We start from the raw sequence: 24,975 nt of genomic DNA on the forward strand, positions 1-24,975 counted from the left end.
GCTGGATCTGTGCTGGATCCGATCTTCGGAGTCCGACGTGGCACTTCACACGCTGGCCCGCGCTGGGGCGATCGGGCTCAGCTGCGCTCAGGATTCGGCCTGAAGCATGGCGAACCGGACCGACTCTTCGAGGATGCAGCGGGCACTTGCCTTGTCCACGGTGCGTGCGGCCAGCGTCGCCTCGGCGAGCCTGGCGGGCAGCGCTTCGGCGAATTTCAGGCCGCGTACAGCGTGCCCGTCGATCTCGGGCAGGCTCAGACCTTCGTCTGCTCGGGCCATGGCGCTTGCCCAGTCCGCACGTGTGATGTCGTCCCGCAGCTGGATCCAGTGGGCGTGGGCGCGGCGGCGGGGTGAGATGGCGGGCAGCAGGGTGGCGGCGAGCGTGGCGTTCGCGCGGTGGCCGGCCCAGGTCCACCACCGTACGTCCCCATCGGGGCGTCGGACGATGACGGTACCTCCGGGATGCACCGTGTTCACGTGCGCCTCCCTGGCCTGAGCGAGGCGTGCCGAGGCCCGCCCGGTGAGGCGCACGGGCGGGTTCTCTCCGAGGAGGACGTCGCGTGCGGCGCGGGTCAGCTCGAAGGAGAGGATCCGCTCGGCGCCGAAGCCGTTCCACCGTGCCCGCCCGCCCTCGTCAGCCGGGGTGACGAAGCACCGGCGTCGGCTGAAGTCGATGTGGGTCACCTGCCAGCTACGTCCCGCCAGCAGGAGCCTGCGAGGCCCCTGGACCTCCTCGGTGAGTAGGTCGGGGTCGGTGCGGCCGATCTCGCTGCGGCCGTTGAGGACAGTGAACTCGGGCGGGGCGGTGAAGACGGCCGTCAGGTTCATGAAATGGCGGTGCCCGTAGCGCTGTTCGGCCTCCGGACCGATGAACAGAAGGCCCGAGTCCTGGTCGAGGTAGCCCTGTTCGACCAGATGCCGGACGACAGGAGCGGCTCCGGGGCCGAAGGGGCCGATACCGCCCCACCACTGTTGCCACACGTTCTCGCCGACCTGATGTTCCTGGAGGCATAGGGCCAACAGCTGCTGGGCGACGAGATGACGGGGCTCGGGGGGCGGGGTGACGGGTTCCACCCAGTTACGCGACCACTGCAGCAGCAGGGCTGCCGAGGCGAGGAGCCCTTCGTCGTCCAGCGCGAGGTAGAGGCAGTTGCGGCTGCTGCCGGTGCGGCGCCCGGTGCGGCCCAGGCGCTGGAGGAAGGCGGCGACGGTGCGGGGTGCGTCGAGCTGGATGACCCGGTCCAGGTCGCCTACGTCGATGCCCAGTTCCAGGGTGCTGGTCGAGACGATCACACAGTCCCGCGCCTCGGCGAACGCCGATTCAGCCCGTCTGCGTTCGTCCACGGAGAGCGAGGCGTGGGAGAGGAAGGTCGTGACACCGCGCAGGCGCAGCTGCTCGCCCAGCTCCTCGACGGTGCGCCGGCTCTCGCAGAAGACGAGACGCTTCTCGCCGCGGTGGAGAGCGGCGATGACGATCGCGGCGTTGGCGACGGAACCGACGTAGTCGAGTTCGACCTCTCCGGGTGGTTGCGTGGTCCCCGCCGACGGAGGCAGCGGCCGCGCATCGGGGGCGATGACGTGGCCGGGCCGTCGGCCGTGCCCGGAGCCCTGGAGCCAGTCCAGCAGCTCGGTGGGGTTTCCGATGGTCGCGGACAGGCCGACGCGCTGGAGGGGACGGCTCGCGATGCGCGCCAGACGTTCGAGGACGGCCAGCAGGTGCCAGCCGCGGTCGTCGCCGGCGAAGGCGTGAACCTCGTCGATGACGACCGAGCGCAGGCCGCTGAAGAAGGAGTGATGGTCGACGTGGGTGCTGACCAGCATGGACTCCAGGGACTCGGGTGTGGTCAGCAGGATGTCGGGGCGTTCGACGAGCAGTCGGCGGCGGCGCGAGGTGGTGACGTCGCCGTGCCACAGGCCCGTGCTGCGGCCCAGCCAGCCCGCGTACGTCTCCAGGCGCGGGTGCAGGTTGTTGAGGAGGGCCTTGAGCGGGCACACGTACAGCACGCTGGTGCCCTTCCAGCCGCGCCGGTTCATCCGGGTCAGCAAGGGGAAGACGGCCGCTTCGGTCTTGCCGCCCGCGGTGGGGGCCAGCAGCACGGCGTCCTCACCGTCGAGGAGCGGGGCGATGGCCTCGGTCTGCAGGGGGCGCAGGGTGTGCCAGCCGAGCGTGTTGACGATGTGGTGTCCGAGTACGGGGTCGAGCAGGTCGAAGGCGTCGGGCGCGCGCGGCTCGGCTGCCTCGTCGGACACCCGGTCGCTCACGGCAGGTCCAGGGGGACGTCCGCCGCGCTGCTCGCGGCGTTGCGCTCGGTGTCGCTGAGTTCAGCTGTGTGCAGGGTCAGGGAGTAGTGCCTGCGGGGGTCGAAGTCCTCGAACTCGTCGATGCGGTCCAGGACATCGGCGACCAGCTTGCGCAGATACAGACGCGGCGCGATGCCGACTTTCCCGCCGAGCGCACCGGTGACGGCGCGGGCCAGCTCGTCGAGGTAGGTGTCGTCCGCGAGCGCGGCGAGCCGCGCGGGATGACGGGCGTCGGCCGCGAAGATGTCGCGCACCTTGCGCCCCAGTTCGCCGAGGGAGGCGAGGTCGAAGCCTGGCAGCCGCAGTTGCACCGCCCGCGGGGAGTCGAAGCGCGGGTCGGTGGTGAAGTCGGTGGCGAGGCGCTGGGCGAGGGGCGCCAGGCGCTGTACGCCCTGCTGACCGTCGTAGAAGGCGGGGGTGCCGGTGATGACGAGGAACAGGCCGGGGAATCGTCCGGTGTCGATCTCGTCGAGGAGCTGGCGCAGCGCGTTGAGGGACTTTTCCCGGACGTCGCCGCGTACCCGCTGCAGGGTCTCCACCTCGTCCAGGACGAGCAGGAGTCCGGGATGCCCGCAGTCCCGCAACACGGTGAGCAGGCCCTGGAGGAAGCCGAGGGCGGCGAAGTGGTCGAGGTCGCCGCGGATTCCAGCGGCGCGCTTGGCGGCGGCGGCCACCGACTTCTGGCCGCCGAGCCAGGCGATCAGGGCTTCGGCGAGGGCGCCCTCGCCGGCTGCCACGGCCCGCCGGTATCCGCGCAGTGCTGCCGAGAAGGCGGGGGTGGTGCGGGCGACGGAGGCCAGCCGCTGCTCCAGGAGCACGTCGACGGCGGCTGCCAGCGCCTCCTCGTCGTCGTCCGCCACGTCGCCTCCGGCCAGCGCCTCCTCCTCCAGGGCGTAGAACCAGGAGTCGACGACAGCGCGCAGTGCGGACGGCTGATGGGTGGCGGTGGTGAGCCGTTCGGTGAGTCTGCGGTAGACGGTCTCCAGCCGGTGCAGCGGGGTCTCGGTCTCCGAGATCTGGACCTCGCTGACGGCAAGCCCGCGCCGTTTGGCCCGCTCGGCGAGCCATCGGGCGAAGAAGGTCTTGCCGGAGCCGTACTCACCGCGCAGGGCGTGGAAGGCGGCCCCGCCACGGGCGACGGTGGCCAGGTCGTCGTCGAGCGCGCCCTCGAAGCGCTCCAGCCCGACGGCGAACAGGCCCAGCCCCGCCTGCGGGACGGTGCCGCGCCGCAGCGCGTCGACGACGTCCCGGCGGCGCGCGGCGCTGATGTCGAGGGCAGGCCCGGTCATGCGCTGCCTTCCGACGACAGGAACTGCTGGCTGAGCAGGGCGCGGTCGAGCTGCACGGTGCGGCCCGACTCGACCAGCTGGAGCACGGGGTAACCGTCGATGTTGAGCAGCCGCTCCAGCATCGTGGCGAAGCGCGCCGGGTTGCGCTGCGACTTGCCGGTGGCGGCCTGGGCTGCTGCGGCAACCGCTCCGGGCGACAGCTTCCCGCCCGCCGCGTCCAGGGCGTCGAGCGCCGCCTCGACGGCCTTGTCGGATGGCGCTCCGCGGACGAACTCGCGCTGCGTCCGGTACGGGGCGCTGCGCACGGTCCGCTGCCCGAGGGTGAGCCGCCCGGACGCCGTGGAGCGGCGGGCGGGCCGAGCCTTCGGCTCCTCGAGGCGGGCGGGTGGTTCCGGCGTGTCCTGGGCCACCGCATCGGGCGCGGCCGCGGCGCCGGATGCCTTCCACCACGCGGGCTCGGCCGACTCGGGCGGCAGCAGCACCCAGCCCGACGGCACGGTGCCTCCGGACGGCACCAGGGTGATCACGGGAACGGTGACCTCGGCGAGTGAGGCACCGCCGTGGTATCCGGCCTGCCGCGCGGTGTAGCGCAGGTCGTCACGCCAGGCGGCCGTGATGCGCCGGCCGTCGGTCAGTACGCGCGGACCGGCCAGGGCGACTTCCCCGTCACGGGGGTCCCCGGTGCGCCAGCGGGCGCCGCGCACCCCAGTGACCTCGGCGGGCTGGTGTCCGCGCTCGGTGCGGTCGACGATGTGGCCGTGATCGGAGACGAGCACGACCGGACGCCCGTAGTCGCGGGCGGCGTTGAGCAGATCGGGCAGTTTCCCGATGTCGGCCAGGCCCCAGCGGCCGCTGGTTCCCTCCCGGCCGTCGGCCAGCGCGTCGTCGATGGTGTTGACGACGACGGCGACGATGTCGTCGGAGGCGAGGGCCTGGACAAGTTCGGGGGCGAGCCGGTGACCGGGCGGGCCCTCGTAGCCCCCCTTGTGGAAGAGGTGCGCGTCGCGGTGCCGCTTGCGCCAGAAGGCGGCGAAGCCGGTGCGCTCGGCGCCCTGGCCGCCCTCGGAGGGCCGACCGCTCAGCAGGGACGCCCGGCTGACACGGGTGACCGACGGCAGCATGGACACCGCTGCCTGCCTCAGCGGCAGGGTGCCCTTCGCCGCGGCTGGCACGATCTCGGTCCACGCCCTTCGGTCCAGTTCCCCAGCGGTCCGGACGGCGACGTCCGCGCTCATCCCGTCCAGGACGATGATCAGCGGACGGCCGCCGCCGTGGGCGAGCGGGGCCGCCGTCCGGGCGAGGACGTCCTCGATGAGCAGCGCACCGCCGTTCGCCTGCTGGCAGGCAGTCTCGGACCAGGAGGCGAGCAGGTCGGCGAAACGGGCGTCGAGAGCGGCGCGGCGCTCCCGCGCCGCTCCTATCAGCCGCCGGTACGCCTCGCCTACGGCCGCGTCCCGGGACGCGTCTCCCTCCGCGAGGACACCGATGGCCAGGTCGGCCCAGCCCGAGGAGGCCAGGTGTTCCCGCACGCCCTGAGCGACGGTCGCGGGAGACGGGGGCGCGGTGGCGAGCCAGCGCATCAGGCGGACGGCGGTACGGGCGGTCTCGGTGGACTCGGCGTGGAGCAGGGCGAGCTGATGTGCTTCCAGGTCGTGCAGGGCGGACTCGGCGAGTGCTGTCGCGCCCTCGCCACGGCTGCCGAGGCAGGCGGCCAGGGCCCGCAGCCGCCCCAGGTAGCCCGACGGAAGCAGCCGGTCGCCGCGGACCAGATCGGTGAGGCGCGCGTCGGCGGCGAGCTGGTCGGCGCGTTCGAGGACGGCCACCACCCGGGAACGAGCCGCGCCAGCCGGTGCGGTGGGGCCCTCGGCCTGCGCGATCCAGCGGGTGAGAACGCCCGTGGCGGCGTCGGCGAAGGGCCGCAGCGTGTCGAAGGAGGCGAGGGCCGGACCGAACAGGGTGCCCAGGGCGAAGCCCGCGGCCTCCGCCGACCGTGAGCCCAGGGCGGCCGAGGCGAGCACGCCCAGCGGCAGCGCGTCACTGCCCCGCTCCTCGGCGGCCAGCGTGAGGAGTGTGGGAGCGGCGGGCCCGATGGTCCGTGCCAGCCAGTTCTCCAGACCGCGCTGTTCCTCCCTGGGCAGAGCGGCGTAGCGCGAGGGCCCGGCTGGGGTGCGGGTCCAAGCGAACAGCGCGTCGGCGTCGAGGTCCAGGGTGTCGGACGCGGGGTCGCCGAGCCCGAGGCGCGCACCGAGCAGGGCGCGTACGGCCCGGTCGCGGGTGAGGACGGCACCGACCCGGGGCCAGCCGTCGAGCGGCTCGGCCTGGAGCAGCGCGTCGAGCAGCCAGTGCTCGCCCAGCATGCGCGGGTCGAGGTCGGCGGCCCCGAAAAGCTGGGCGACGATCTCGGCGCGGTCGACGGGCAGCGGATGCCTGCGCACCGCGTGGGCCCGCAGGTCCAGGCCGAGCTGGTCGGACGGGACGGTGCCGGTGATGACGAGGAGGCTGTCGTCGTCCCCCGTGCCGCCCGCGAGGTGGCGGTGCCAGGCATCGGTGACGCCGAGTGGGGATCGCTGGTCGGTGACGACGACGCGGCGGTGCCCGCCGTCGACCGCGACGGTGAACTCGGTGTCTTTCTCCTCGGGATCCCACACCGCGTCGACCAGGACGAGCCGGCGGTCGGGTGCGTGCCTCAGCTCGGTCTGGAGCAGCACCTCGATGGCGCGTCGGCCTGCGACGGGACGGGTGATCGTCACCGGCTCTCACCGTCCGGCTCGGCACGCCAGGAGATCTCCACCGGGGTGTCCGGGTGCAGGGCGCGGAATGCCTCGACCTCCTCGCGTACGGCGCTGAGGTCGGCGTGGAGCGCGGCCGGGCCGGGGGCGATGACCCGGCGGGCGGCCCGCACCGGGCGGGGCTCGTCGGCGTCGGTCCCCGAGTCCTCGGGCTCCCAGGACAGCGGCTGCTGCTCGCCCCGCACGGGCCCCGCTGGGTCCGAAGAGATCGGCGGGGCGCCGTGCTCGGACAGCGTGACCTGCCCGGCGTCCGTCACCGGGTCCGGCTCGGCGGAGGGCTCGCCGGGGGCGGGCCGCTCCAGCCGGAGAGCGGAGTCCACCAGGGCGTGCCCCAGCTCACGGACCTCGCCGAGCACGGGGATCAGGGACCGCTGGAGTTCGGGAGCGCGCGCCGCCTCGCCGATCCGGTCCATGAGCCGCTGTGCGCGGTCGCCGATGCTGTCGTCGCGGCCGGTGAGCCCGTGCACGCTGGTCAGCAGCCGCCAGTCGGTGCCGTCCAGGGCCGCCAGCACGTCGGCGGCGCTGTCCATCGCGTGGGACAGCTCCCGGGCGGGCGTGTCGTACGAGACGGAGGCCAGCTCGCACACCAGCCCGGTGGCGTCGTCGGTGTGGCGCACGAGGCGGGCCAGCAGGGCGGCGGCCTCCCGCAGGATACGGCCGCGCTCGGCCGTGCCCTCCCCGTCGAGCCCGAGCAGGGTGGCGTGCCGCTTGAGCACGGTGCGCACGTCGCCCACGCTCTTCTCGTACGCGGTCGCCCTGGCCAGGACGTCGGTGGCGAGCCGGTTGACGTTCCGGGCGAACAGGCCGGGCTTGGCGGTGACGCCGAACAGCCGGCCGGCGCGGTCCCGGGCGGTGGCGTATTCCTCCTCGGTGGGCAGCCGCTGGGCGCGCAGCTTCCAGCCCAGACCGATCTCGGACAGCGGGGGAGGCGTGGTCTCGGTGCCGGAGTACAGCACCCAGGAGCGGTCGTCGAACAGGGCGTAGGCGGCGATGAGCAGACTGGAGACGTGCTTGTCGAGCCCGCGCAGGCCGAGGTCGTCCCTGATCCAGTTGCGGATGTCCTCGACCGCGAGTTCGCCGTGCTCGCCGTGTGCGGAGGCGGCCTGGTTGATCCGCGTGCGCAACTGGTCGCCGCGCACGACGAGCGGACCGTCGTGGACGGTGCCCAGCTCCAGTGCCTCGACGACGCGCTTGACGGCCCGCATCTCCTTTGTGTCGACCTCGGCCCGGCCGCCTTCGTCCACGGCGCGGATGAGCCACTTCAGGGCGGTGGCGAGGTCGGCCGGGGTGACCGCGCGGGGCGTGCTGCCCGGTCCCGGTCCGAAGTCGGGGTGCTTGTCGTAGAGGGCCGAGAACATGCCGTCGGCGAGCTGTGCCACCGCCAGGTCGAACGGCTTGCTGCCCTCCGGCTGCGGGCGCGGGAACTCGGGCTGGAGGGACAGCACATGCCGCCCGTCGGCCACCTCGGCGCCCCGCGTGCCGTCCTTGGCCTCGGCGAGCCCGTACACCTCACGCAGCGACTCGACCAGGGTGCGGGTGAGATTGTCGCGGGCATGCTCCAGGCTGCGGCGGGCCTTGAGACGGTCGTCCGGCGGGAAGGTGCGGGTGTAGTCCGACAACCGGTCGCGTTCCAGCAGGAAGTTGATCCTCATCAGGCGGCCCAGCTGGGCCTTGCGCTGCTCGGAGAAGTGGTCGCACAGCCAGACCAGCACGGGGGCGCCGGGATGCGAGGTGCGCAGGGCGGCGACGCGCCGGTAGGCGTCGTCGGGGGAGCGGCCCGGTTCCTCGTCGAAGGGGCAGTCGAGGATGATCCGCAGGTTGCCCGCGGTGGCCGGTTCGAATGCCTCGTCCGCGACACTGCGCGCGTTGCGGACCTCGCCGAACACGAACTCCACCGTGCGCTCGGAGCCGCGCCACACGATCTTCTTCTCGTCGAGGAGCTGCCCCTGCCGGCCGGTGAGGCCCAGCTCCTCCCACAGCCGCTCGCGCAGCCAGGCGCGCCGCGCACCGCCCTTGTCCTCGCCGACGACGGCGTCGAGGATCGGCTCGATGTCGAGGTCGGACAGGTGGAGGGAGAAAACCGGGTCGTCGGTGCCCTCGGAGCGCAGCTCGCCCGGGAACTCGCCCTGCACTGCCCGCATCCGCTCGATGACCTTCTCCCGCACGGGCACGGCCCGTGAGCGCAGCGAGCCGTGGTTGAGGGCGGCGAGCCGGCCGGCGGTCAGGCGGCGCAGCGCGGGTACGTCGGGCGCGAGGGCGGCGAGCAGCAGCGTCTTGACGTAGCGCTCGTCGGCGAGGAAGTCGGGGTGGTCGGCACGCCCGTACTTGTTCAGCAGGAAGCGGCGGGCCTTGGCGTGGAAGCGGCGGGCGGTCTCCGACTCCTGCTGGAGCTTGGCGGTGAACGCGGTGCTGGTGGCGTCCACGAGGACGTCCCACAGGTCGCCGAGCGGGATCAGCCGGCCGACCTCGGCGTCCGCGTTCCGCTCCAGCAGCTGCTGGACCAGCTTGAGGCCGGTGCGTTCACGCTGGAGCGCCCCGGACAGGGCCACGAGGACGTTCAGCAGGGCGGGGGAGAGCGGGTAGACGGCCCGGAAGTCCTCCCAGTCGGCGCCGGTGGCACCCTCCCCGTCGAGGAGCACGTCCTTGACGAGCTGGCCCGCCTTGTCGATCCCGGTGAACGCGGCCTCCAGCACCCGCTCCTGTCCGGGGAGCGGCCTGAGGACCCGCTCCTTGATGATCTCGGGGAGGTTGCGGTCCTCTAGATCGACGACAGTGACGCGCTCCTTGAGGTACTCCAGGGCCTGCTGGAGGTTCTCCACGTCCGAGCCGAGGATGTCGGAGCCCATGAGCTGGGACAGGTCGCGCTGGCGGGAGATGAACGAGATGATCGGCACCGGCCGGTCGGGGTTGCTGGACTCGATCAGCTTGACCAGCTTCTGGATCTCGTCGTTGATGAACGTCCGGTTGGACATCCGCGCCTGGAGCCACAGCACCAGCTCGTCGAGGAACAGCACCACGCCGTCGTAGCCGAGCGACCGGGCATGCTTGCTCATTTCACTGAGCCCGTCGTCCAGCGCCACATACGCGGCGGCGTCACCGCTGACCGTCTCCGCGTAGTGCTTGTTCGGCCCGTTGAACAGGGCCGTCAGCAGCTGGTCGCGCTGCGGGTCGCCGGCGGGCGCGCGGAACGCGGCGTCGAGGGCCGCGCTCGTCCAGCCGACGACGGGGACGGCGCCGATGGGGGGGAGCTCCCCGTCCTCGTCGTCCTCCCCGTCCAAGTGGTCCTCGTGGTCCGCCGCGGCGGCCTGCGGGGCGACGGGCGCGGGCAGCAGTCCGATGAACGCCTCGTCGCCGATCTTCGCGCGCAGCTCACGCGCGTCGGCGAGCAGCGAGTCGGCCCGGAACACCAGGGGCGTCGGCGCCTCGGGCCGCTCCCGGCGCACGGCCTTCACATAGCCGCCGAGCAGCGCCGACTCCAGGCTGGCGGCGCCCACCAGGTGGTAGGGCACCATCAGGAACTTCCTGCCGGGCAGCCAGTCGGCGTGCTCGGCGACCACCTCCCGCAGCCGCGTCTTGTTCTCGACGGCCGGGTCCCCGTTGAGCACGGCGTGCAGCACGGTCAGGAAGTGGCTCTTACCGGCGCCGAAGGAACCGTGCAGATACGCGGCGTGCGAGGCGTTCTTGCGCAGGGCACTGCCGACCAGCTTCAGGGCCTTGCGGAACTCGCCCTGGAGCTGCGGTGTGACGACGTACTCGTCGATCGACCCGGCGGCATCGCCGGTGAACCCCTCGGACAGGGCGACCTTGAAGTCTCCGGAGAGAACGTCCTCCTTGATGTCGAGGACATCCCTCAGTACGACCCCGCTGCCTCGCGCCATCAGCCGCTTCCGCTCCCCACAGCATCGTCACGCCCGGCTGCCGCGTCCGGGCCCCTCGGCGGGCACCGGCCCGCGCACACCACGAATGTCCATCCTGCCAGGGGTGGGGGCGCCGGTGGGAGGGCCGGGGGAATCGGCGTCAGGACGGGGCGCCCGGCCCCTCCGCCCGCAGCAGCGCCCGGACGTACCCGGGGGAGCGCAACAGCCCCTGTCGAGTGGGTCAGGGGCCGACGGAATTGGCGGGCGATCACCGGACCATTGACTACCGAATGGCAGGCATATTTCCGTTTCGCCAGTCATCCACGCGCTTTCGAATGCTGGGCACCATTTGGAGGGCGGAAATCTCTCCGGGAGTGAACCAGCGAACATCTATAGATTCCTCGGACACGGCTATTTGACCGCCGACCGGTCGGGCCAGGAAGCAAATGGAGAACTCTTGCCGAACTTCGCCGTCATCGTATGCGAAGACGTGACCGGGGTTTGTGTAGGTACCGACAATGCCGACAATTTCAACTTCAATCCCCGTCTCTTCGCGCGTTTCCCGAATAGCGCATCCCGGCAATGATTCACCAATTTCCATGACGCCGCCGGGGAGTGCCCACATGTTGTTATCGCACCGACGCTGAAGCAGGATGCGTCCCGAGTCATCGACGACAACTACAGAGGCGGCGGGAACCATGCTGTTCGCTGCTGGGGCATTCGGGTCGTCCTCGTAGTCTCTCCTACCCATTGCGCTCCTCTCCCCAGACTGGGGCGCCCCGCTTCCATAGTTCCTCAGTGTGCGAAGCAAAGCGGTCGAATATGCCATCGTCCTGTTGCCGACGCAGATGCAACGTGGGTGCATCGTGGCCAACGCTGTGAGTCAGCAAAGGCGTGACAATCATGTCATCGTCGAAGCGAAACACGGACAAGTGTGCATGCCCATTGCTGTACCTCGCTTCAACTCCTGGCTGAATTTTGATTTTCTCCAATTCAGCGAGTGTTACCTGGATGCGCGTGGAAAGTGTAAGGGTGGCCTCCTCGTCCTTTTCTCGGGACTTGGTCAGGTCGCTATTCGGGTTGCCGAGCAGAAAGCGCACCCGGCATCCGTTGGATGCTTTGCGGCGCAGAGTGGCGCCGAATCGGGGTTGTTCGAGCCACAAGAAATAATTGGTGTAGCCCGCGAATGTCAGCTCCTGTTCGGCCTTTGTGATCAGTGATTGCCACAAGGAAGCTGGGCAACTGGACCGATATGGATATACGGAAACAACCTCACGGTCGGGGCCGACCTTGATTGCCTTCTTTGTGGCTGCTGGCCATAGCGTCGTCTCGTCCACTCCGAGTGCTTCGCAGATGGCCCACCGATGGCGGGCGCGAGGTACCCGCCCACTCTCGGTGATCCATCGACCTACGGTCTTGACGTCAACGCCGCAGCTTTCTGCTAACTGACGGTCCGTCACTCGGGATCTAAGCATGGCTCGGCGCAGAACTTCGTTCACGGCCACCTCCTAGGACGTTAGGCACGCTTCATACGGTAGGCGCACTCCGTGTCTAACGGTCACCTAACGCGGTAGGAACGCACCGCCAAAGGCGGAAGTGTGGTGCGCAAGTAGCGCAAGACCCCCGCGACCTGGCCGGGTCCGGGGGCGTGGCCCACCAGCTGTAAAGGAGCTGATGAACATGAACAACCCTATCGGGTGGTTGTTCGTATGGGTGAGGGCAGTTCTGGCCTTACGGCCGTCCGGCCGTCACCGTGCCGTCCCAGGTTTCCCCGCCCCGTACCCGGGGCCTTCCCGGCCCGTGGCGGGGGCCGTGGACTCCTCGAGCATCACCCACCGACCGGCGCCCCCGCGCCCGTACAACGACTCCCCAACCCTCGAACTGCACACCGTCCCCCTCCTGCCGCTGGACAGCGAGCTGCCCGCGCTGGTGCGTCCCTACCTGGTGGCCGATGAGCGGCAAAAGCAACAGCGGCCGAAGAGCGTTCCGCGGGTGGAGTTGATCTGTGCCCCACACGGCATGGTGGTGATCCGGTGACGGCCAACGGCCATGCCGCGACCGTCCCGGCCCCCGGCTGTGCCCTGTGCACCACCCCCGGCACCTTCGGGCCCCGTCACCCCGCCGACCCGCGTTCGGGCCTGTGCCCTGCATGTATCGCGGCCGGAAAGCCCACCCGCGACGGTCTTGAGCGGGCCGTCGTCATCGTCGCCGGACAGAGCCTCGCTGCTGCGGAAGCCCTGAGCTTGGCCACCGCGACGCCGGAAGAACTGACCTATCACCTTGGTGCGGTCAAGCGCAGTCTGCGGACCGTGCTTCAGCTCCTGGCCCCCGTTGAGGGGGAGCCCCGGTGATCGCCGACAAGAGCCGGGGCGGAGGCGAAGCGCCCCGCATGACGATCCGCGTCTACACCATGGCTCGCGACGGGATCGTGACCGCACGCCGTGCGGTGGTGGCCGTTCTGGTCGGCAAGGACAGTACCGACGCTTACGCGCTGGGTCAGGCGTGGCCACCGTGCCAGTGCCCCCGCCACCGCGACGAGAACGACGCCCGCCGCTTCCGGCGCACCTGAGACGGCCGTCCGCCCCGTGCCTGCCCGTGGGGCCGGGCGGACGGTCCCCCGGTCCCGGTCGCCGTGCTCCCTCGTGGCAGACGACCGGGGCCACCCTCAACAACCGCCGAACTCCAACGGCTCAGAGGCGGGACCTGTGCCGAGTCGGCCGGAGCTACTTGCCCGCCCGGCCCCGCTTCTTCTTCTCCGGGCGCCAGGCGGTGAGGTCGTCCAGGGACAGTTGGCGGCCGTACATGCCGGCGACGAGGGCGCTGTTGAAGTCCTCGGCGGGGTTGCCCTCCCACTCGTCGTCGTACTCGTCGTACCACTGCTTCACCCATGGCATGACCTCCGCGAGCCCGGCGAGGAGCGGAAGGAAGCGGGGGTCCTCCTTGCGCCAGCCGTCGACGTTCAGGCGGTCGTTGAGGAGGTTGACGACAGCCTCGGCCTGGTGGCGGTGGTTCCAGCCCGCCCAGCCGATGAGGAGGGAGGGGTCATTGTCGGGGGAGGCGCCGGGGTAGGAGACGAACCGTTCCTTGGGGACGTCGAGCTTGCCCCGGTTCGACCAGTAGCTGTGCTTGAGGAAGTCGGCGGACGTGTACTTCGGCGGGACCTTGATGTCACGCCGCTTGCCGTCCTTGTCCTCCTCGCGCTGCTCCTCCCAGACCTGCTCCCACTGGGCGCGCTTGCGCAGGCCGGACTCCTTGTAGCGGAGGGCGGCGAGGTACGGGACGTGCTCGGGCTCGATGACGGCGGCCAGGACGGTGGACAGCGGGACGTCTCGCTTGCCGAGGTGACGGTCGGCGTAGAGCGCGGCGATGTCCTGCACGTCGCTGTCGTGACGGAGGGCGTCGGCGAGCTGGAAGATCGTGAGCGGGCACGGGGAGTCGATCCCGTCGCGCTCCTCGAACCACAACTCCTCGCGCTCCATGGCGTCCAGCAGCCATGACCGCAGGGCGGCGGCCTCCCTGTCCTTCCAGGGTTTGGTGGACCAACGGCGCTTGAACTCGGGCCGCTCGATCAGGCGGATGTCCTTGTTGTCGGCGATGAGATCGAGCCGTGCCTGAACGATTCGACGGTAGGACTCGGGCCACTCGGGTGAGGGAGGGATCTCGGTGACCGGGGTGGAACCGTGGCGCTCGAACCACGCGGTGTCGGCGCCGCTGCGGGCAAGCGCGATCTCGAACGCACGCTGGCCGAGTCTGAGTTGCGGTACGTCGGCGTCGGTGAGGTCGGCCGGATCACCGGGGAGGGTGGTTCGTGCGACCTCGGCAGGCGTGAGCAGCCCGTACAGCCCGTACACGATCCAGTCCAGCTCCTCCTGGAGCAGGATCATGCGGGCGCGGATCCGCTTCTGCTCGGCTTCAGCGGCGTCGAGGGCTTCGCGGGTGGGGGGTGTGGCGGAGGAGGCGGTGGAAGCGGATGGCTCGTGGACGGCCAACTCTTGGGCGAGGGCGTCGAGTTGGCGGGCGAGGGGGAGGGGGAGCTCCCTGGGGACGGGGAACTGCTGGAGTCTGGTGGAGTTGAACTGGTAGAAGCGTTCCCATGCCTCGAAGGCCCACCGGTTGCCGCCGCCGCTGTTGTTGTCCGCGCCCCCCTTCTGCTGGGCGACCTGCTTCATCCAGAAGCCGCCAGTCGACGAGTTCAGCATCCCGAGCAACTCAAGGTGCTGCTCCTCGCTCGCGGTCTCGGGCAGCTTGATCACCGGCGCGGTCTGCTTGAACACCTTCCCGCCCCGGTCCAATACAAAGTGGTTGTGCGTCCCGACCTCGCCGTACGTGATCGACAACGGCGTCCGCAGCTTGCTCGGGTACAACTCCTGCCACTCGTACCAAGCCATGCCACGTTCCAGCATGGGAACGCCGAAACGCTTGCGTGAAGAAATGGCGGTTCGGTAGGGCTCCAGCAGACGCTGCGAGGTACCGATTGCTTCCCAGGGCAGTGTTTTGAATGTTTCGTCGTACACCCACAGAGCATCGAACTCCGGACTGAGCGTGAAGTCGCGGATGACGTCGCCGGTGACCATCTGGTGCGTCGCGGCGACACCGAGTCGCGCAGCCGCGCCGTTGCGCGGCATGAGGTAGAGGTCGTCCTCCCCGGTGACAGAATTGATACCGATCGATGTGGCGATGTCGCCCAGCTTTTTCACTGCCGCAGCTTCGATCGCCTCCATGAGCGGGCCCGCCCCACCGCCACTCAGCGACCAAGGATGCCCAGCAAACCGCTGCCGCTCCACATCCTCAACGCTCACCCACTCCTCAGACCCCGCCCCCGGCTTCCGCCACTGCGAGACGATCGCCTGCCACACCTGCCCCCGCGCCGGGTCCTTCGGCTGGCTCGGCTCCCCCCGAACCCCCAGCACCGCCCGAATCGGCAGCGACTGCCGCGGCCCCTGATTGCGCCCCACCAGAATCACCGTCGGCGTACCGTGCCCCGGGATGAACGCCCCCGACGTGTCCAGCACATGGGTCAGCTCCACGCCCGGAGAGTCCCGCCAGCGTCGCGTCTGCGGGTCCTTGTAGCGGCTTCCGTGGAAGAACGACTCGATCAGCGTCGCCCCGAACTCCCGCTTCATGAAGGAGTTCGCCGTGATCTGCCCGGTGAAGCCCCCGTTCCGCTGGTCACCGCTCGCCCGGACCGCCAGTTCGAAGATCCGCTGGGCGAACGGAACGGACAGCGCGTACTTCCCGGAGCACGCCCAATAAATCTTGCGGTAGTTCTCGTTCTCCGCCTTGTCCTTGACCGTGATGTACGGCGGGTTCGCCACGACCACGTGATACGAGCCGCGCCCCAGCAGGTCGGCCTCCTTCACGTACTGCGCCACATCCTCCGTGCGGTACGTGAACGTCTCGCCCCGATCGACGTCGTCGAACGTCGGGTCGGTCTCGCGCCCCGCCTCCCGCCCGTGCAGCAGGGAGTCGGCGACGGCGATACGGATCGGCATCGACGGAGCCGCGGAGAGACGGCCGACCCCGCACTCCTTGAGCATGTCGACCAGCAGGCGGAAGCGGGCGATGGAGACGGCGAAGGGGTTTTTGTCGGCGCCGTGGACGGACTCCAGGGCGCGGCGCACCAGCGTCCAGTTCTCCGTGCCGGGCTCGGCCTCGCGCCAGGCGGCGAGGACCCGGCGGAAGAGGCCGAGGAGGAAGTGGCCGGAGCCGCAGGCGGGGTCGATGCAGCGCAGGCCGCGGACGACGGTGGTGAGGTCGCCGTTCTCGTCGATCTCTTCGGACGTCTCGCCCCGCCAGCCCTCGGGAACGTGCTTCCACGCCGGGTTCAGGTCGAACTCCTCCAGGGCCGGGTCCAGGGTGAGGTCGAGGATGAACTCCTCGACGAACTCGGGGGTCTGGAGCAGCGCGTACGTCTTGCGGGCGTGCTCGGACAGGTGCTGGTAGAGGTCGCCGAGGAAGCGGGTGTTCAGGGCCGGGTCGGTGAAGTCGTGGCGGATGCGGCCGTCGGGGCCGCGCTCGCGCCAGAAGGAGAGCAGGCGGGACGCGGCGCTGTAGGAGGGGTCGAGCTCCCACAGCGGGTTGTGGGCGGGATCGAAGAGGCCCTCGGCGATCTCGTGCTCGCGGCTGAGCTCGCGGAAGGACTCCTTGAGCCAGTCGCGGTCGTTGAGCTCGGGGCGCTCGCGGAAGAACGCGTCGTGGTTGTCCTGCGCCTCGGCGAGCCGTTCGCCAGGTCCCGAGAGGCGGGCGTCCGGGACGAGGCCGTTGTCCTCGCAGAAGCGGACGAAGACGCAGGCGAGGACCCAGGCAGCGGCGATCTGCACCACCCGCTCCTCCAGCCACGACTCGTACATGACGGAGGTGCGGTCGGACAGGAGGGCCCGCTCGTACTCGGCCTTCAGGGCCGCGGTCTGCTCGCTGTCGCCGTGGGCGCGCTCACGCAGGTCCGCCTCGAGGGCCGCGACCTGCTTCTGGAGGTCCTTGAGCAGCGCGTCGTGGTCCAGTGACGCGGCGACCGGCGTGTCCGTCGCTTCCGCGGTCGTACGGGCATCCTGGGAGGGCACCGGGGTCATTCCTTCGCTTCGGGATCTGCGGCGTGTTGCTCTCGCGCCGGTCCGTCCATCCTGCCAGCCCGGATGGTACGGCGGGCCCACCAGGACTTACCGCTTGGCGAGCGGAATCCCGCCGAGGCGGCCCAGGCCGAAGGCGAGGCGGTAGATGTCGGGCAGGTCGAGGAGGGAGTACTCGTCGACGGTGCGGTCGCGGCGGCGCAGTACGCCGAGGTCGATCAGCTCCTGGACCAGACGCGGCAGGTCGTCGGGGTGGCGAGGGCCGGTGCGGACCAGTTCGGGGCGGTCGGCCTGGGCGTAGCGGGCCGTGTCCTCCCGCAGCAGCTTCGGGAGGTTGCGGTTCTTCCAGATGTTGATGATCTTTCCCTGGGCGAGGGGGACCTGGCAGCCCGCGAGCGGCTTTATGGCCCGCTCGACCCACGGAACGTCCTCGCAGATCTGGACCACACGCACCGCGGACGCCTCGCGGACCCCGCTCCGGATGGCGTCGTGGTGCAGCGCGCGGCCGTGCGAGGGGTAGGAGGCGCGCGTCGTCTCGGCGGCCACGTCGAGGGCCTTGAGGAAGCTGCGCGGACTGATCCGGCCGTTGCTGTCCATCAGGTGGTTGGGCAGCCAAGCGTAGGGGCGGCCCCGGCGGACGTTCGTGCCCATGAACGGGTCGGCGATGCGCTCGAACAGCTGCTGCTGGGCCTTCTCGTCGTTGCGCAGGCCGGGCGGGGCCGCGTACCGCACCGCTGTGCCGGCCTCGGCGAGCTGCCAGCCGCCGGTGAAGCGGCGGAACCGCTCGGCCGCCTCGTCGTCCTCGTTGCTCAGGTGGTGGAAGAGGAGCCCGTACAGGTCGGCGCGGGTCCATTCCAGGTGGGCCGCGTTCCCGGACAGCTTCGACGCGTCGGGGAAGAGCTGCTTGGCCGCGTCGAACATGTCGGGGCGCAGGAACACCTTCAGGCGGATGTTGCGGGTGCCGAACCGCATCCGCATCGCCAGGCGGAGCAGCTCGGCGATCATACGGTTGCGGGTGTTCCAGTCGCTGTGCAGGTGTTCCAGGCCGTCGAAGACCAGCAGGTGCACGGTGTCCTCGGCGGCGGCCTCCGCGTCCGCCCGCGCGAGGGTGGTCTCGGCCGGTCCGGCGTTGGCGCGCACCCAGGCGACGCGCTCGGCCCAGTCCTCCGTCGCCCGCAGTTCGGGCTGTGCCAGGGCGGTGAGCAGGACGGCCTGCCAGATCTCCTCCGGGAGCGCGCCGCCGGTGAGCAGGGCGGGCAGGGCGAGCGGGCCCGGGTAGTGCGGCACGATGTCCATGCCGTAGCCGGGTGTGACGCGCAGGCGGTTCAGCCGGTTGATGCGGTATTCGCGGGCCGCCGCCGCGCGCAGGTCGGCGTCGAGCAGGGAGCGCGCCCAGAATGTCTTGCCGACACCCCGGTCGCCCTGGACCACGGTGCTGTCCACGTACAGCGCGGCGCGGTGCGCGTCCGGCATGTACAGGGTGTGCGGCTCGGGGGGCCGGGTGTCCGCGTCCACGGTGCCCTCCAGCGCGCGCGACAGCAGGTCGCGGTACTCGTCGGAGGTCAGCGGCTCGGTCATGGGCGGTCGTCCTCGGACTCGGTGCCGGAATCCTCGGCCGGGCCCGCCAGGATCAGCGGGACGGCCGTGTCTAGGAAGTCACGGTACGCGGCCTCGACGAAGGCACGCTCCTGCCAGTCCGGGGAGCGGGGCACGTTCATCCCGACCAGACCCGGCTCGAACAGGATCGGGATCGGGGAGTGGGGCGCGTCGTCGTCGTCCAGGTCCCAGGAGCCCTCCGTGGCGCCGGCGACCTCGTCCGGCGCGAGCGAGTCGTAGAGGATGCTGAACGTCATATGGGCGTTCTGGCGGAAGGACCAGAGGTGGGTGTCCTTCGAGTAGTGCACCGAGTCCGGGACCATCGACGCCACCATGCGCAGCTTCTGCCGGATCGCCGGGGCCTGCCCGGACGCCGCCCACGCCTCGAACAGGTCACGGTAGCCCGACCACGTCTGGTCGTTGTCCGCGCCGAACAGCAGCGCGTAGTCGCACAGATGGGAGATGGTCACGGCCGCCACGTCGTGGATGCCCGCCCGGCTGTCGAGCAGCACCACATCGGGCAGACGGCCGCTGTCGCTCCGTTCCACCGCCTCCTCGCAGGCACGGACCGTGGCGGCCAGGCGGTCGGAGAAACGAGCGCCCTCCGTGTCGGCGTACACCCGGTTCAGCTTGTCTACGTACGCGTTGGGAACGCCCTCGGTGCCCGCGCCGCGCGCCGGCGCGATCCACAGCTCGCCCCGGTTGCGCGGCGTGTAGCCGGAGCGGACCACGATCTCCAGGCCGTCCGCGTTGCCGAGCGCCGACTCCACCAGGTGGTCCACGACACCGTGGGTGCACAGAGTGCCGTCCCCGAGCAGGAGCGGGCCCACACCGGGCGACTCCAGGTCGAGGTCCAGGACCAGCACGATCAGCCCCTCGTCGGCGAGCCGACGGGCGAGAACCGCGGCCGCCGTCGTGCGGCCCACGCCGCCCTTGAACCCGTACAGGGCCGTACGACGGGGGCGGGACGCCCCGCCGTTCTCGGCGGCGGGGGGAGTGGTGACATGGGACCATTCCTCGCCGACGACGGTGTTGTCGAGGAGCCGGACCGCGCCCGCCGTGCCGGTGGCCGCCACCACCTCCAGGGTGCGGGGTGAGGCCGTCAGGGTCTTCGGCAGACGGGTGACCGAGGTCAGCACGAGCGGACGGTCGCCGCTGTAGCGGCCCAGCCGGCGGGTGAACGACTCCCGCCAGCGTTCGGCCTGTCCGGCGCTCGCCCCGTCGTCCCGCTCGCCGTCGTCCACCACCAGGGAGAACCTGCCGAGTACATCCCTGATGAGGAGGACGTCGAAGCCTGCCGCGGCGACCTCGCGGGCGAGGGCGACGGCGGCCGGGCGCGCCTCGTCGAAGCGGACCGGTGCGTCGTGGAGGGTCATGGCAGCTTTCCGGTGAATTGGACGTGCAGATGCAGCTCGTGGGCGAGTGTCGCCGCCTCCTGACGGCGGGACAGGAGCGCCCGGTCGAGGTGGGTTCCGTCGGTGTAGCGGTCGTTGACGATCCACTTCTCGAAGTCCGCCGAGACCCTCGTCAGGGCTTCGGTGAGAGAGAGACCGGGACGTCCGTCGAGCAGCAGGGGGAGGGCCTTGCGCATCTCGTTGATATGCCCCAGAGCCTTCCGCTTCTTGTTCTGGTTCTTGGCGTCGGGGTCGTCCCACCAGAGCCGGTCGTCGTCGGAGCCCCCGCTGTTCCGCATGGACACCTGGTGGTGCGGCCCGGCGAACCGCAGCAGGAGCCCCTTCATCAGGCACTCGACCGCGAGCCCGAACAGATGGTCCGCGTTCAACAGCCGTCCGTCGCCGTGGAGATAGGCGGCGTCCTCGTAATGCCGTTCCCCCGCGCAGGCGTAGTCCGTCTTCGCCTTCTTGCTTTCCTCGTCGTCCCCCACGACCCCGATCATAGGGTCTTCGGCTGATCCCGCGTCAGCCGTCAGCGCGCTTCCAGGAGCTCCTCCAGCTCCTTCATGAACAGCCCCTCCAGGACCACCCACTCGCTCACCCGGTCCACCACGTCCACCGTGCGGCCGTCCAGCGCCGGGGTGGCCTGCGGGTCGTCCATGGGAACCAGCAGCCACAGACCGTGCGGTACGGCGGCCGGGCGGCGTGCCGCCTCCTGGAGGGACACCAGCAACTCGCGGCCGCCCGCCTCCCAGTACCGGGCTACCAGGGAGGCACGGTGGGCGAGGAGAACCCTCCGCGGGCCTGTCTGCTCGGCGAGCGTCGTGCAACGGGCGGTGACGTGCTCGGCGGCAAGCCGGGTGTAGGACGCCAGCGCGGGCCCGATGCGGCCAGTGGTGGTGTACTTGGCGTCCGCCTTGAGCAGGGCCCCCCACCTGACCTGCTGCTCCTCGGCCAGGGCACGCAGGGCAGCCAGGAACAACTCGTCCACATCGACCGGTAGCACATCGAACCGGGCGGCGAGGCGCTCGGCCGTGCCGGGCAGTTGGGCGGCTCGCACGGTCAAGGCGAGAAACCCGCCCCGGCGCGCCGCCTCCTGAAGCCGTACCTCCATCACCCGGCGCGGGTCGCGGCCCTCAGCCAGCTGGCCCTGCGCGGCCTCGTACAGCGCGCCGGTGCTTGTCAGCACCGAGCCGGTGTGGGCCGGGCGGCTCTGCTCGGCGTCCCGCGCGGGCGGGTAGAAGCGTCGCCTGTCCCGGTCGTACTCCAGCGGGAAGTGCGCCGCGGTCAGGGCTTCCTCCCACTCCACGTAGGTGACGCCCGCCAGCGTGGCAAGGCCGGGGAAGCGGGACCTGACCCGGCTCAGCAGTTCCTCGGCACCGATCCCGATACCGGGACGCACCCCGGCCGCGGCCTGCGAGATCCGCAGCGCCCGGTCGAGGCCGAGGTTCAGCGGGAACAGCTCGAAACGCGGCGTGACGCCGACTCCGTCCGCCATCGCGGCGGCCAACGTCAACAGGCGGGTGTCGGCCAGTGGGGCCGTGTCCTCCGGGGCGGGCACCGCGCGCAGCTCCCGCAGGACGGTGCCCCCGCCGGGCAGCGGATCGCGGGCCGTCACCTCCTCGGCGGCCCGGCCGAGGAGGGTCGCGTACTCGGCGAGCTCCACGGGCGTCGGATCGTCGCTGCCCGGTAGATCCACCAAGGCCAGCAGCACCGTGCTGGCGCGCCGCAGCAAGGTGAAGCGGGAGGCGCCGTCCTCGTCGCCGTTTCCCGCGGCGGCGGCGGCGTCGCGGCGGGCCTCGACTTCGGTGGCCGCCCGCAGCACGGCCAGGGCCTGCGTCTGAAGCCCGGACCGGCCCTCCGCACCGCCCTCATCGAGCGGCCTGTGGCGTACTCGCAGTTCGGTGGCGAGTTCTTGTGCCGTCATGACCCTGCCCTGCTCGGACAGTATGGTCACCAGCTCGTCCCGCACCTTCTCCAGCCACGGAAGCGCCGCCCACCGCTCGATCGCGGCGCTCAGACTGTCCGAGACCTCCGACTGGCTGACGGCCAGGGCCCTGACGATCACCGACTGGTCGGGCCACGGCGGCAGTTCACCGGACTGCTCGACGTCCGACAGGCCCAGTGTCGCCAGGACGATGTCGCACCGGCGGTGGGCGCCGGGTCCGGCCTCGGCCGGGACCAGCTGGGACGCGAGGGTTCCGATGGACTCCGTGGTCTCGACGGGCGTGTCGGCAGCCACCCGTACGGGCTGCTGGGCCGTGGCGCGCCCGCGGAGCTGCCGGGTCCACTGGCGGTGGCGCCGGTTGAGCTCCTTGCGGATGACGTTGCCCGCGCCTCGCGCGCGGGAGATCGTGTGCGGCGGGACGTCCAGGAGCTGGCCCACCGTCTCGGCATGGAGGCTGGCGGCCACGGACACCGCCCGCGGCGAGAGTCCCGCGGCGTGCAGGGGGGTCGTCAGGTCCGCGGCGGCGGCGGCCTGCTCACGGGCGTCCTCGATGTCCGCCGCCTGCGTGTCGACCGTCGCGGGGGTGGTAGGCGGGGGCGCTGAATCCGCCCGGCGGAAGACCTGGCGCCAGGCCTCCTGCATCTGGCGGAGGCTGTCGAAGCGCTGCTCGACATCACGATGCAGGGCCTTGGCGAAGAACTCGGTCAGCCCGTCCGCCAGCGCGGGCTCGAACAGTTCGCGGGGCACGTAGAGCTCCGCCTGGGGGACGGTCAGCGGATCGCACTGGCCATCGCCCCACACCGGCCGTTCGCCCGAGGCCATTTCGTGCAGCGTGACCGCCGTCGCGTACCACTCCGCGTGGTCGTCGTAGCGGGCGCGGCGGCTGCCGCCCAGGAAGGGGTCGAGATAGCCCCGGGTGCCCGCGTGGAGGTCCTGGTCGGAGACTTCGGCCAGGGAGAAGTCGAACAGCATCAGCTGCCAGGAGCCGTCACTGCGCTTGAACAGCCCCAGATTGTCCGGCTTGATGTCTCGGTGCCGCACCCCACGAGCGGCCAGGCTGTCCAGGGCCTCGAAGAGATCGTTGCCGAACCGCTCCAGCTGGGCGTATCCCAGCCGGCCCTCGCCGCGCAGCCGAGACCCGAGACTGACCGGCTCCCGGTCGTCCGCCGGCCGGAACCCGCCCGCGTACTCGATCTCCAGAAGGGTGTGGCCGGCCAGTTCACGCGGGGGCGCGAACAGCTTCACGACGCGGTTGCCGCCCACCTCGCGCAGCGCCTTCGCCTCCGCGTGGAGCCGCCCGTCCTTCTCCCGGTCGAGCCCCACCTTGAACACCCGAAGGGACGACGGGTCCGGTACCCCGTCCTCGACGCGGCGCACCAGCAGGGCGCGGGCGGTCGCGCCGGTGCCGAGGACCCGTACGACCTCCCACTCGGCGTCGACGCGGCAGCCGGCCTTGGCCGTGAGCGGGTCCACGACCTTGACGGCCCCGCGCCGGGCCGCGGCATCGTCCGCCTCGGCGGCGTCGAGCAGTCGCAGGAACTCTTCGGCGGACGACAGCCTGTTCTGCACGTCGGAGGCAGTGGCCCGGAAGACCAGGTCGTCCAGCGCCGCGGAGACGCTGTCGGACGCCGCGGACGGATGGAGCCCGCCCTCCGCGGCGAGCCGGTCCACCAGAACACCCCGCGCGTCGGCGGGCGGCTTACCGGTGAGCAGCAGATAAGAGACGGATCCCATGCCGAAGACGTCGAGGTCCACCGGGTCGGCGAACTCCCTGGCGGCCTCCGGGGCGAGGTACACCTGGGCGATGTCGGCCACCAGTCCGGAATCCAGCGGTGTCTGGCCGAGGCTGAGGTGCGAGGTGGTGCCGAAGTCCCTGGCGGCGGTCTGCCAGTCGGCGATCCGCAGCACCGGTTCCGTGTCGTCCTCACGCGCGGACACGTACACCGAGCGCGCCGACAGCGCCCGGTGGTACAGCGATCGGTTGTGGGCGTAGCGGACGGCCTCGGCGAGTTGGCGCACCAGGTCCAGGCGCATGGCGGGTGTGAGCCGGTCGCCGTACGCGTCCAGGTACGCGTCGAGCCGCAGGTCCGACTTCCGGTGCCGGAAGAGGATCGCCGGGCCGCCCTGGTGCTCGCGGATCTGGACGGCCTGGACGATGCCGCGGTGGTTGATGCCCTGGAGCACCTGGTACTCGCGCCGGGCCGCCCGGTCCACCCGGCCGCGCTGCTCCGCCGACGCTGCCTGGCCCGACAGATAGATCCGGACCCTGCCGCTCTCCTTGACCAGGCCGTCGTCGCGTACGGCGAGCCGGTCCTCCCAGCCGGGGCCCGCGTCCAGCGCGCGCGGCGCGAGCCGCCAGTCGTCTCCGAAGCGCAGGTGGCTGGTGGAGTGGCTGATCCCGATACGCTTCATCAGCATTTCGAGCCGCTGGCTGTCCTGCGGGGTGACCCGCCAGCTCTCCCGCTCCGGCGGCAGCCCGAGCAGACCGTCCCAGATGCCGGGCAGACCGCTGGTACCGCCGTCGCGCCCGTAGACCGACGCGCGCTGGAACTCGTCCAGCTCGCTCACCAGGTCGGTGTCGTGCAGGAAGACCGCGGGCTTGATGTAGGGAATCTTCGCCTCGGGGACCCCCGCCGCGTGCGCGGCACGCTCCAGCTGTGCCTTGAGCTCCTTGGCCTTGAGGTCGGTGAGGTGCAGAGGGTTGCGCAGGGTCCGCACCCGGTCACCGTGGAACTGCCAGGTGTCCCCGTGGTTCACCACCCGGCCGGGGTGCCCCTTGAGTTCCAGCAGGTAGACGCCGCCGGGCACGGCGATCAGCAGATCACACTCGTTGACCCGGCCCGTGACACCGGTGAACCGGAATGTCGCCCACGCCCGATACGGCTCGGCGTTCGGCATCAGCTGCCGTACGTGCTCAAGCCCCTCCTGCTCCCACCGGAAACCGGACCGGCGCGGCTGGAACCAGTGCTCGCGACGCGCCGGGGGGCCGGGCTTGGCGGCGGTCGGCGTCACGTGGAGTCCTCCGGTCATGGGTGGCGCAGTAATGAGGCAAGCCTAGCGATGTCAAGCGCGCAGCCGGAGGCCGCTTCTGGCGGCTGTGTGCTGGCTCGATCGCCGACTGCAAAGCCTCAGCCGCCGCTCCGCGTATCCGGTGATCGCAGCGCATGGCCGAAGTCAGCCGTGCACCCTGTCCTGCCATCGCTGATCGTTTTATGATCACTACTCTGCGTACGAG

Annotated in this window: 14 protein-coding genes; 3 read left to right on the top strand and 11 right to left on the bottom strand. The window is 70.9% G+C overall.

All coding sequences use genetic code 11. The annotated features are described in order from the left end of the window. Positions 1-87 precede the first annotated feature (87 nt). The 6 genes from AS97_RS28955 to AS97_RS28980 form a co-directional block, all read right to left on the bottom strand. Positions 88-2,262 (bottom strand): DEAD/DEAH box helicase, encoded by a 2,175-nt coding sequence (locus tag AS97_RS28955; RefSeq protein WP_247204524.1) that lies wholly within the window; start codon positions 2,260-2,262, stop codon positions 88-90. Beyond that, positions 2,259-3,590, bottom strand: a complete 1,332-nt coding sequence (gene brxD, locus AS97_RS28960) for a BREX system ATP-binding protein BrxD (protein ID WP_059145333.1) — start codon at positions 3,588-3,590, stop codon at positions 2,259-2,261. Before brxD ends, AS97_RS28955 begins: the two co-directional genes overlap by 4 nt. Beyond that, the gene (gene pglZ, locus AS97_RS28965; RefSeq protein WP_059145332.1) at positions 3,587-6,340 is read right to left on the bottom strand and encodes a BREX-2 system phosphatase PglZ; all 2,754 of its coding nucleotides are present in this window, start codon (positions 6,338-6,340) and stop codon (positions 3,587-3,589) included. Before pglZ ends, brxD begins: the two co-directional genes overlap by 4 nt. Continuing rightward, on the bottom strand, positions 6,337-10,257 hold the full coding sequence (locus AS97_RS28970) for a hypothetical protein (protein ID WP_210565920.1): 3,921 nt from the start codon (positions 10,255-10,257) through the stop codon (positions 6,337-6,339). The genes pglZ and AS97_RS28970 overlap by 4 nt, the downstream gene beginning before the upstream one ends. 262 nt (positions 10,258-10,519) lie before the next feature. Next, on the bottom strand, positions 10,520-10,987 hold the full coding sequence (locus AS97_RS28975; RefSeq protein WP_210565921.1) for an NUDIX domain-containing protein: 468 nt from the start codon (positions 10,985-10,987) through the stop codon (positions 10,520-10,522). Further along, positions 10,980-11,735, bottom strand: coding sequence for a DUF5919 domain-containing protein (locus AS97_RS28980; protein WP_210565922.1), 756 nt, complete (start codon positions 11,733-11,735; stop codon positions 10,980-10,982). The genes AS97_RS28975 and AS97_RS28980 overlap by 8 nt, the downstream gene beginning before the upstream one ends. Before the next feature lie 313 nt (positions 11,736-12,048). On the opposite strand from AS97_RS28980, the gene AS97_RS28985 reads away from it, so the two are divergent. From AS97_RS28985 to AS97_RS28995, 3 genes are read left to right on the top strand one after another with little or no spacing between them, the layout of a single operon-like run. Beyond that, positions 12,049-12,273, top strand: a complete 225-nt coding sequence (locus AS97_RS28985) for a hypothetical protein (protein ID WP_210565923.1) — start codon at positions 12,049-12,051, stop codon at positions 12,271-12,273. Further along, positions 12,270-12,587 carry a hypothetical protein gene (locus tag AS97_RS28990; RefSeq protein ID WP_210565924.1) on the top strand — a complete coding sequence of 106 codons (318 nt, stop codon included), beginning with the start codon at positions 12,270-12,272 and terminating at the stop codon, positions 12,585-12,587. Before AS97_RS28985 ends, AS97_RS28990 begins: the two co-directional genes overlap by 4 nt. Beyond that, complete coding sequence (locus AS97_RS28995) at positions 12,584-12,805, top strand: hypothetical protein (protein WP_349017607.1); 222 nt, start codon at positions 12,584-12,586, stop codon at positions 12,803-12,805. The genes AS97_RS28990 and AS97_RS28995 overlap by 4 nt, the downstream gene beginning before the upstream one ends. A gap of 154 nt (positions 12,806-12,959) precedes the next feature. On the opposite strand, the gene pglX is transcribed toward AS97_RS28995, so the two are convergent. From pglX to pglW, 5 genes are all read right to left on the bottom strand, one after another. Continuing rightward, entirely contained in the window at positions 12,960-16,796 is a 3,837-nt protein-coding gene (gene pglX / locus AS97_RS29000; protein WP_247204525.1) for a BREX-2 system adenine-specific DNA-methyltransferase PglX, read from the bottom strand. A 96-nt stretch (positions 16,797-16,892) separates the two neighbouring features. After that, positions 16,893-18,380 (bottom strand): hypothetical protein, encoded by a 1,488-nt coding sequence (locus AS97_RS29005; protein WP_210565926.1) that lies wholly within the window; start codon positions 18,378-18,380, stop codon positions 16,893-16,895. After that, positions 18,377-19,774: an AAA family ATPase gene (locus AS97_RS29010; RefSeq protein ID WP_059145325.1), complete on the bottom strand. Its 1,398-nt coding sequence runs from the start codon at positions 19,772-19,774 to the stop codon at positions 18,377-18,379. Before AS97_RS29010 ends, AS97_RS29005 begins: the two co-directional genes overlap by 4 nt. Then, positions 19,771-20,283: a hypothetical protein gene (locus tag AS97_RS29015; RefSeq protein ID WP_156107552.1), complete on the bottom strand. Its 513-nt coding sequence runs from the start codon at positions 20,281-20,283 to the stop codon at positions 19,771-19,773. Before AS97_RS29015 ends, AS97_RS29010 begins: the two co-directional genes overlap by 4 nt. A 41-nt stretch (positions 20,284-20,324) precedes the next feature. Next, a complete protein-coding gene (gene pglW / locus AS97_RS29020; protein WP_210565927.1) occupies positions 20,325-24,770 on the bottom strand; it encodes a BREX system serine/threonine kinase PglW in 4,446 nt (1,481 codons plus the stop codon). Positions 24,771-24,975 lie beyond the last annotated feature (205 nt).

Origin of the sequence: Streptomyces sp. AgN23 (assembly GCF_001598115.1) — a bacterium.
Classification (GTDB): Bacteria; Actinomycetota; Actinomycetes; order Streptomycetales; family Streptomycetaceae; genus Streptomyces; species Streptomyces antimycoticus.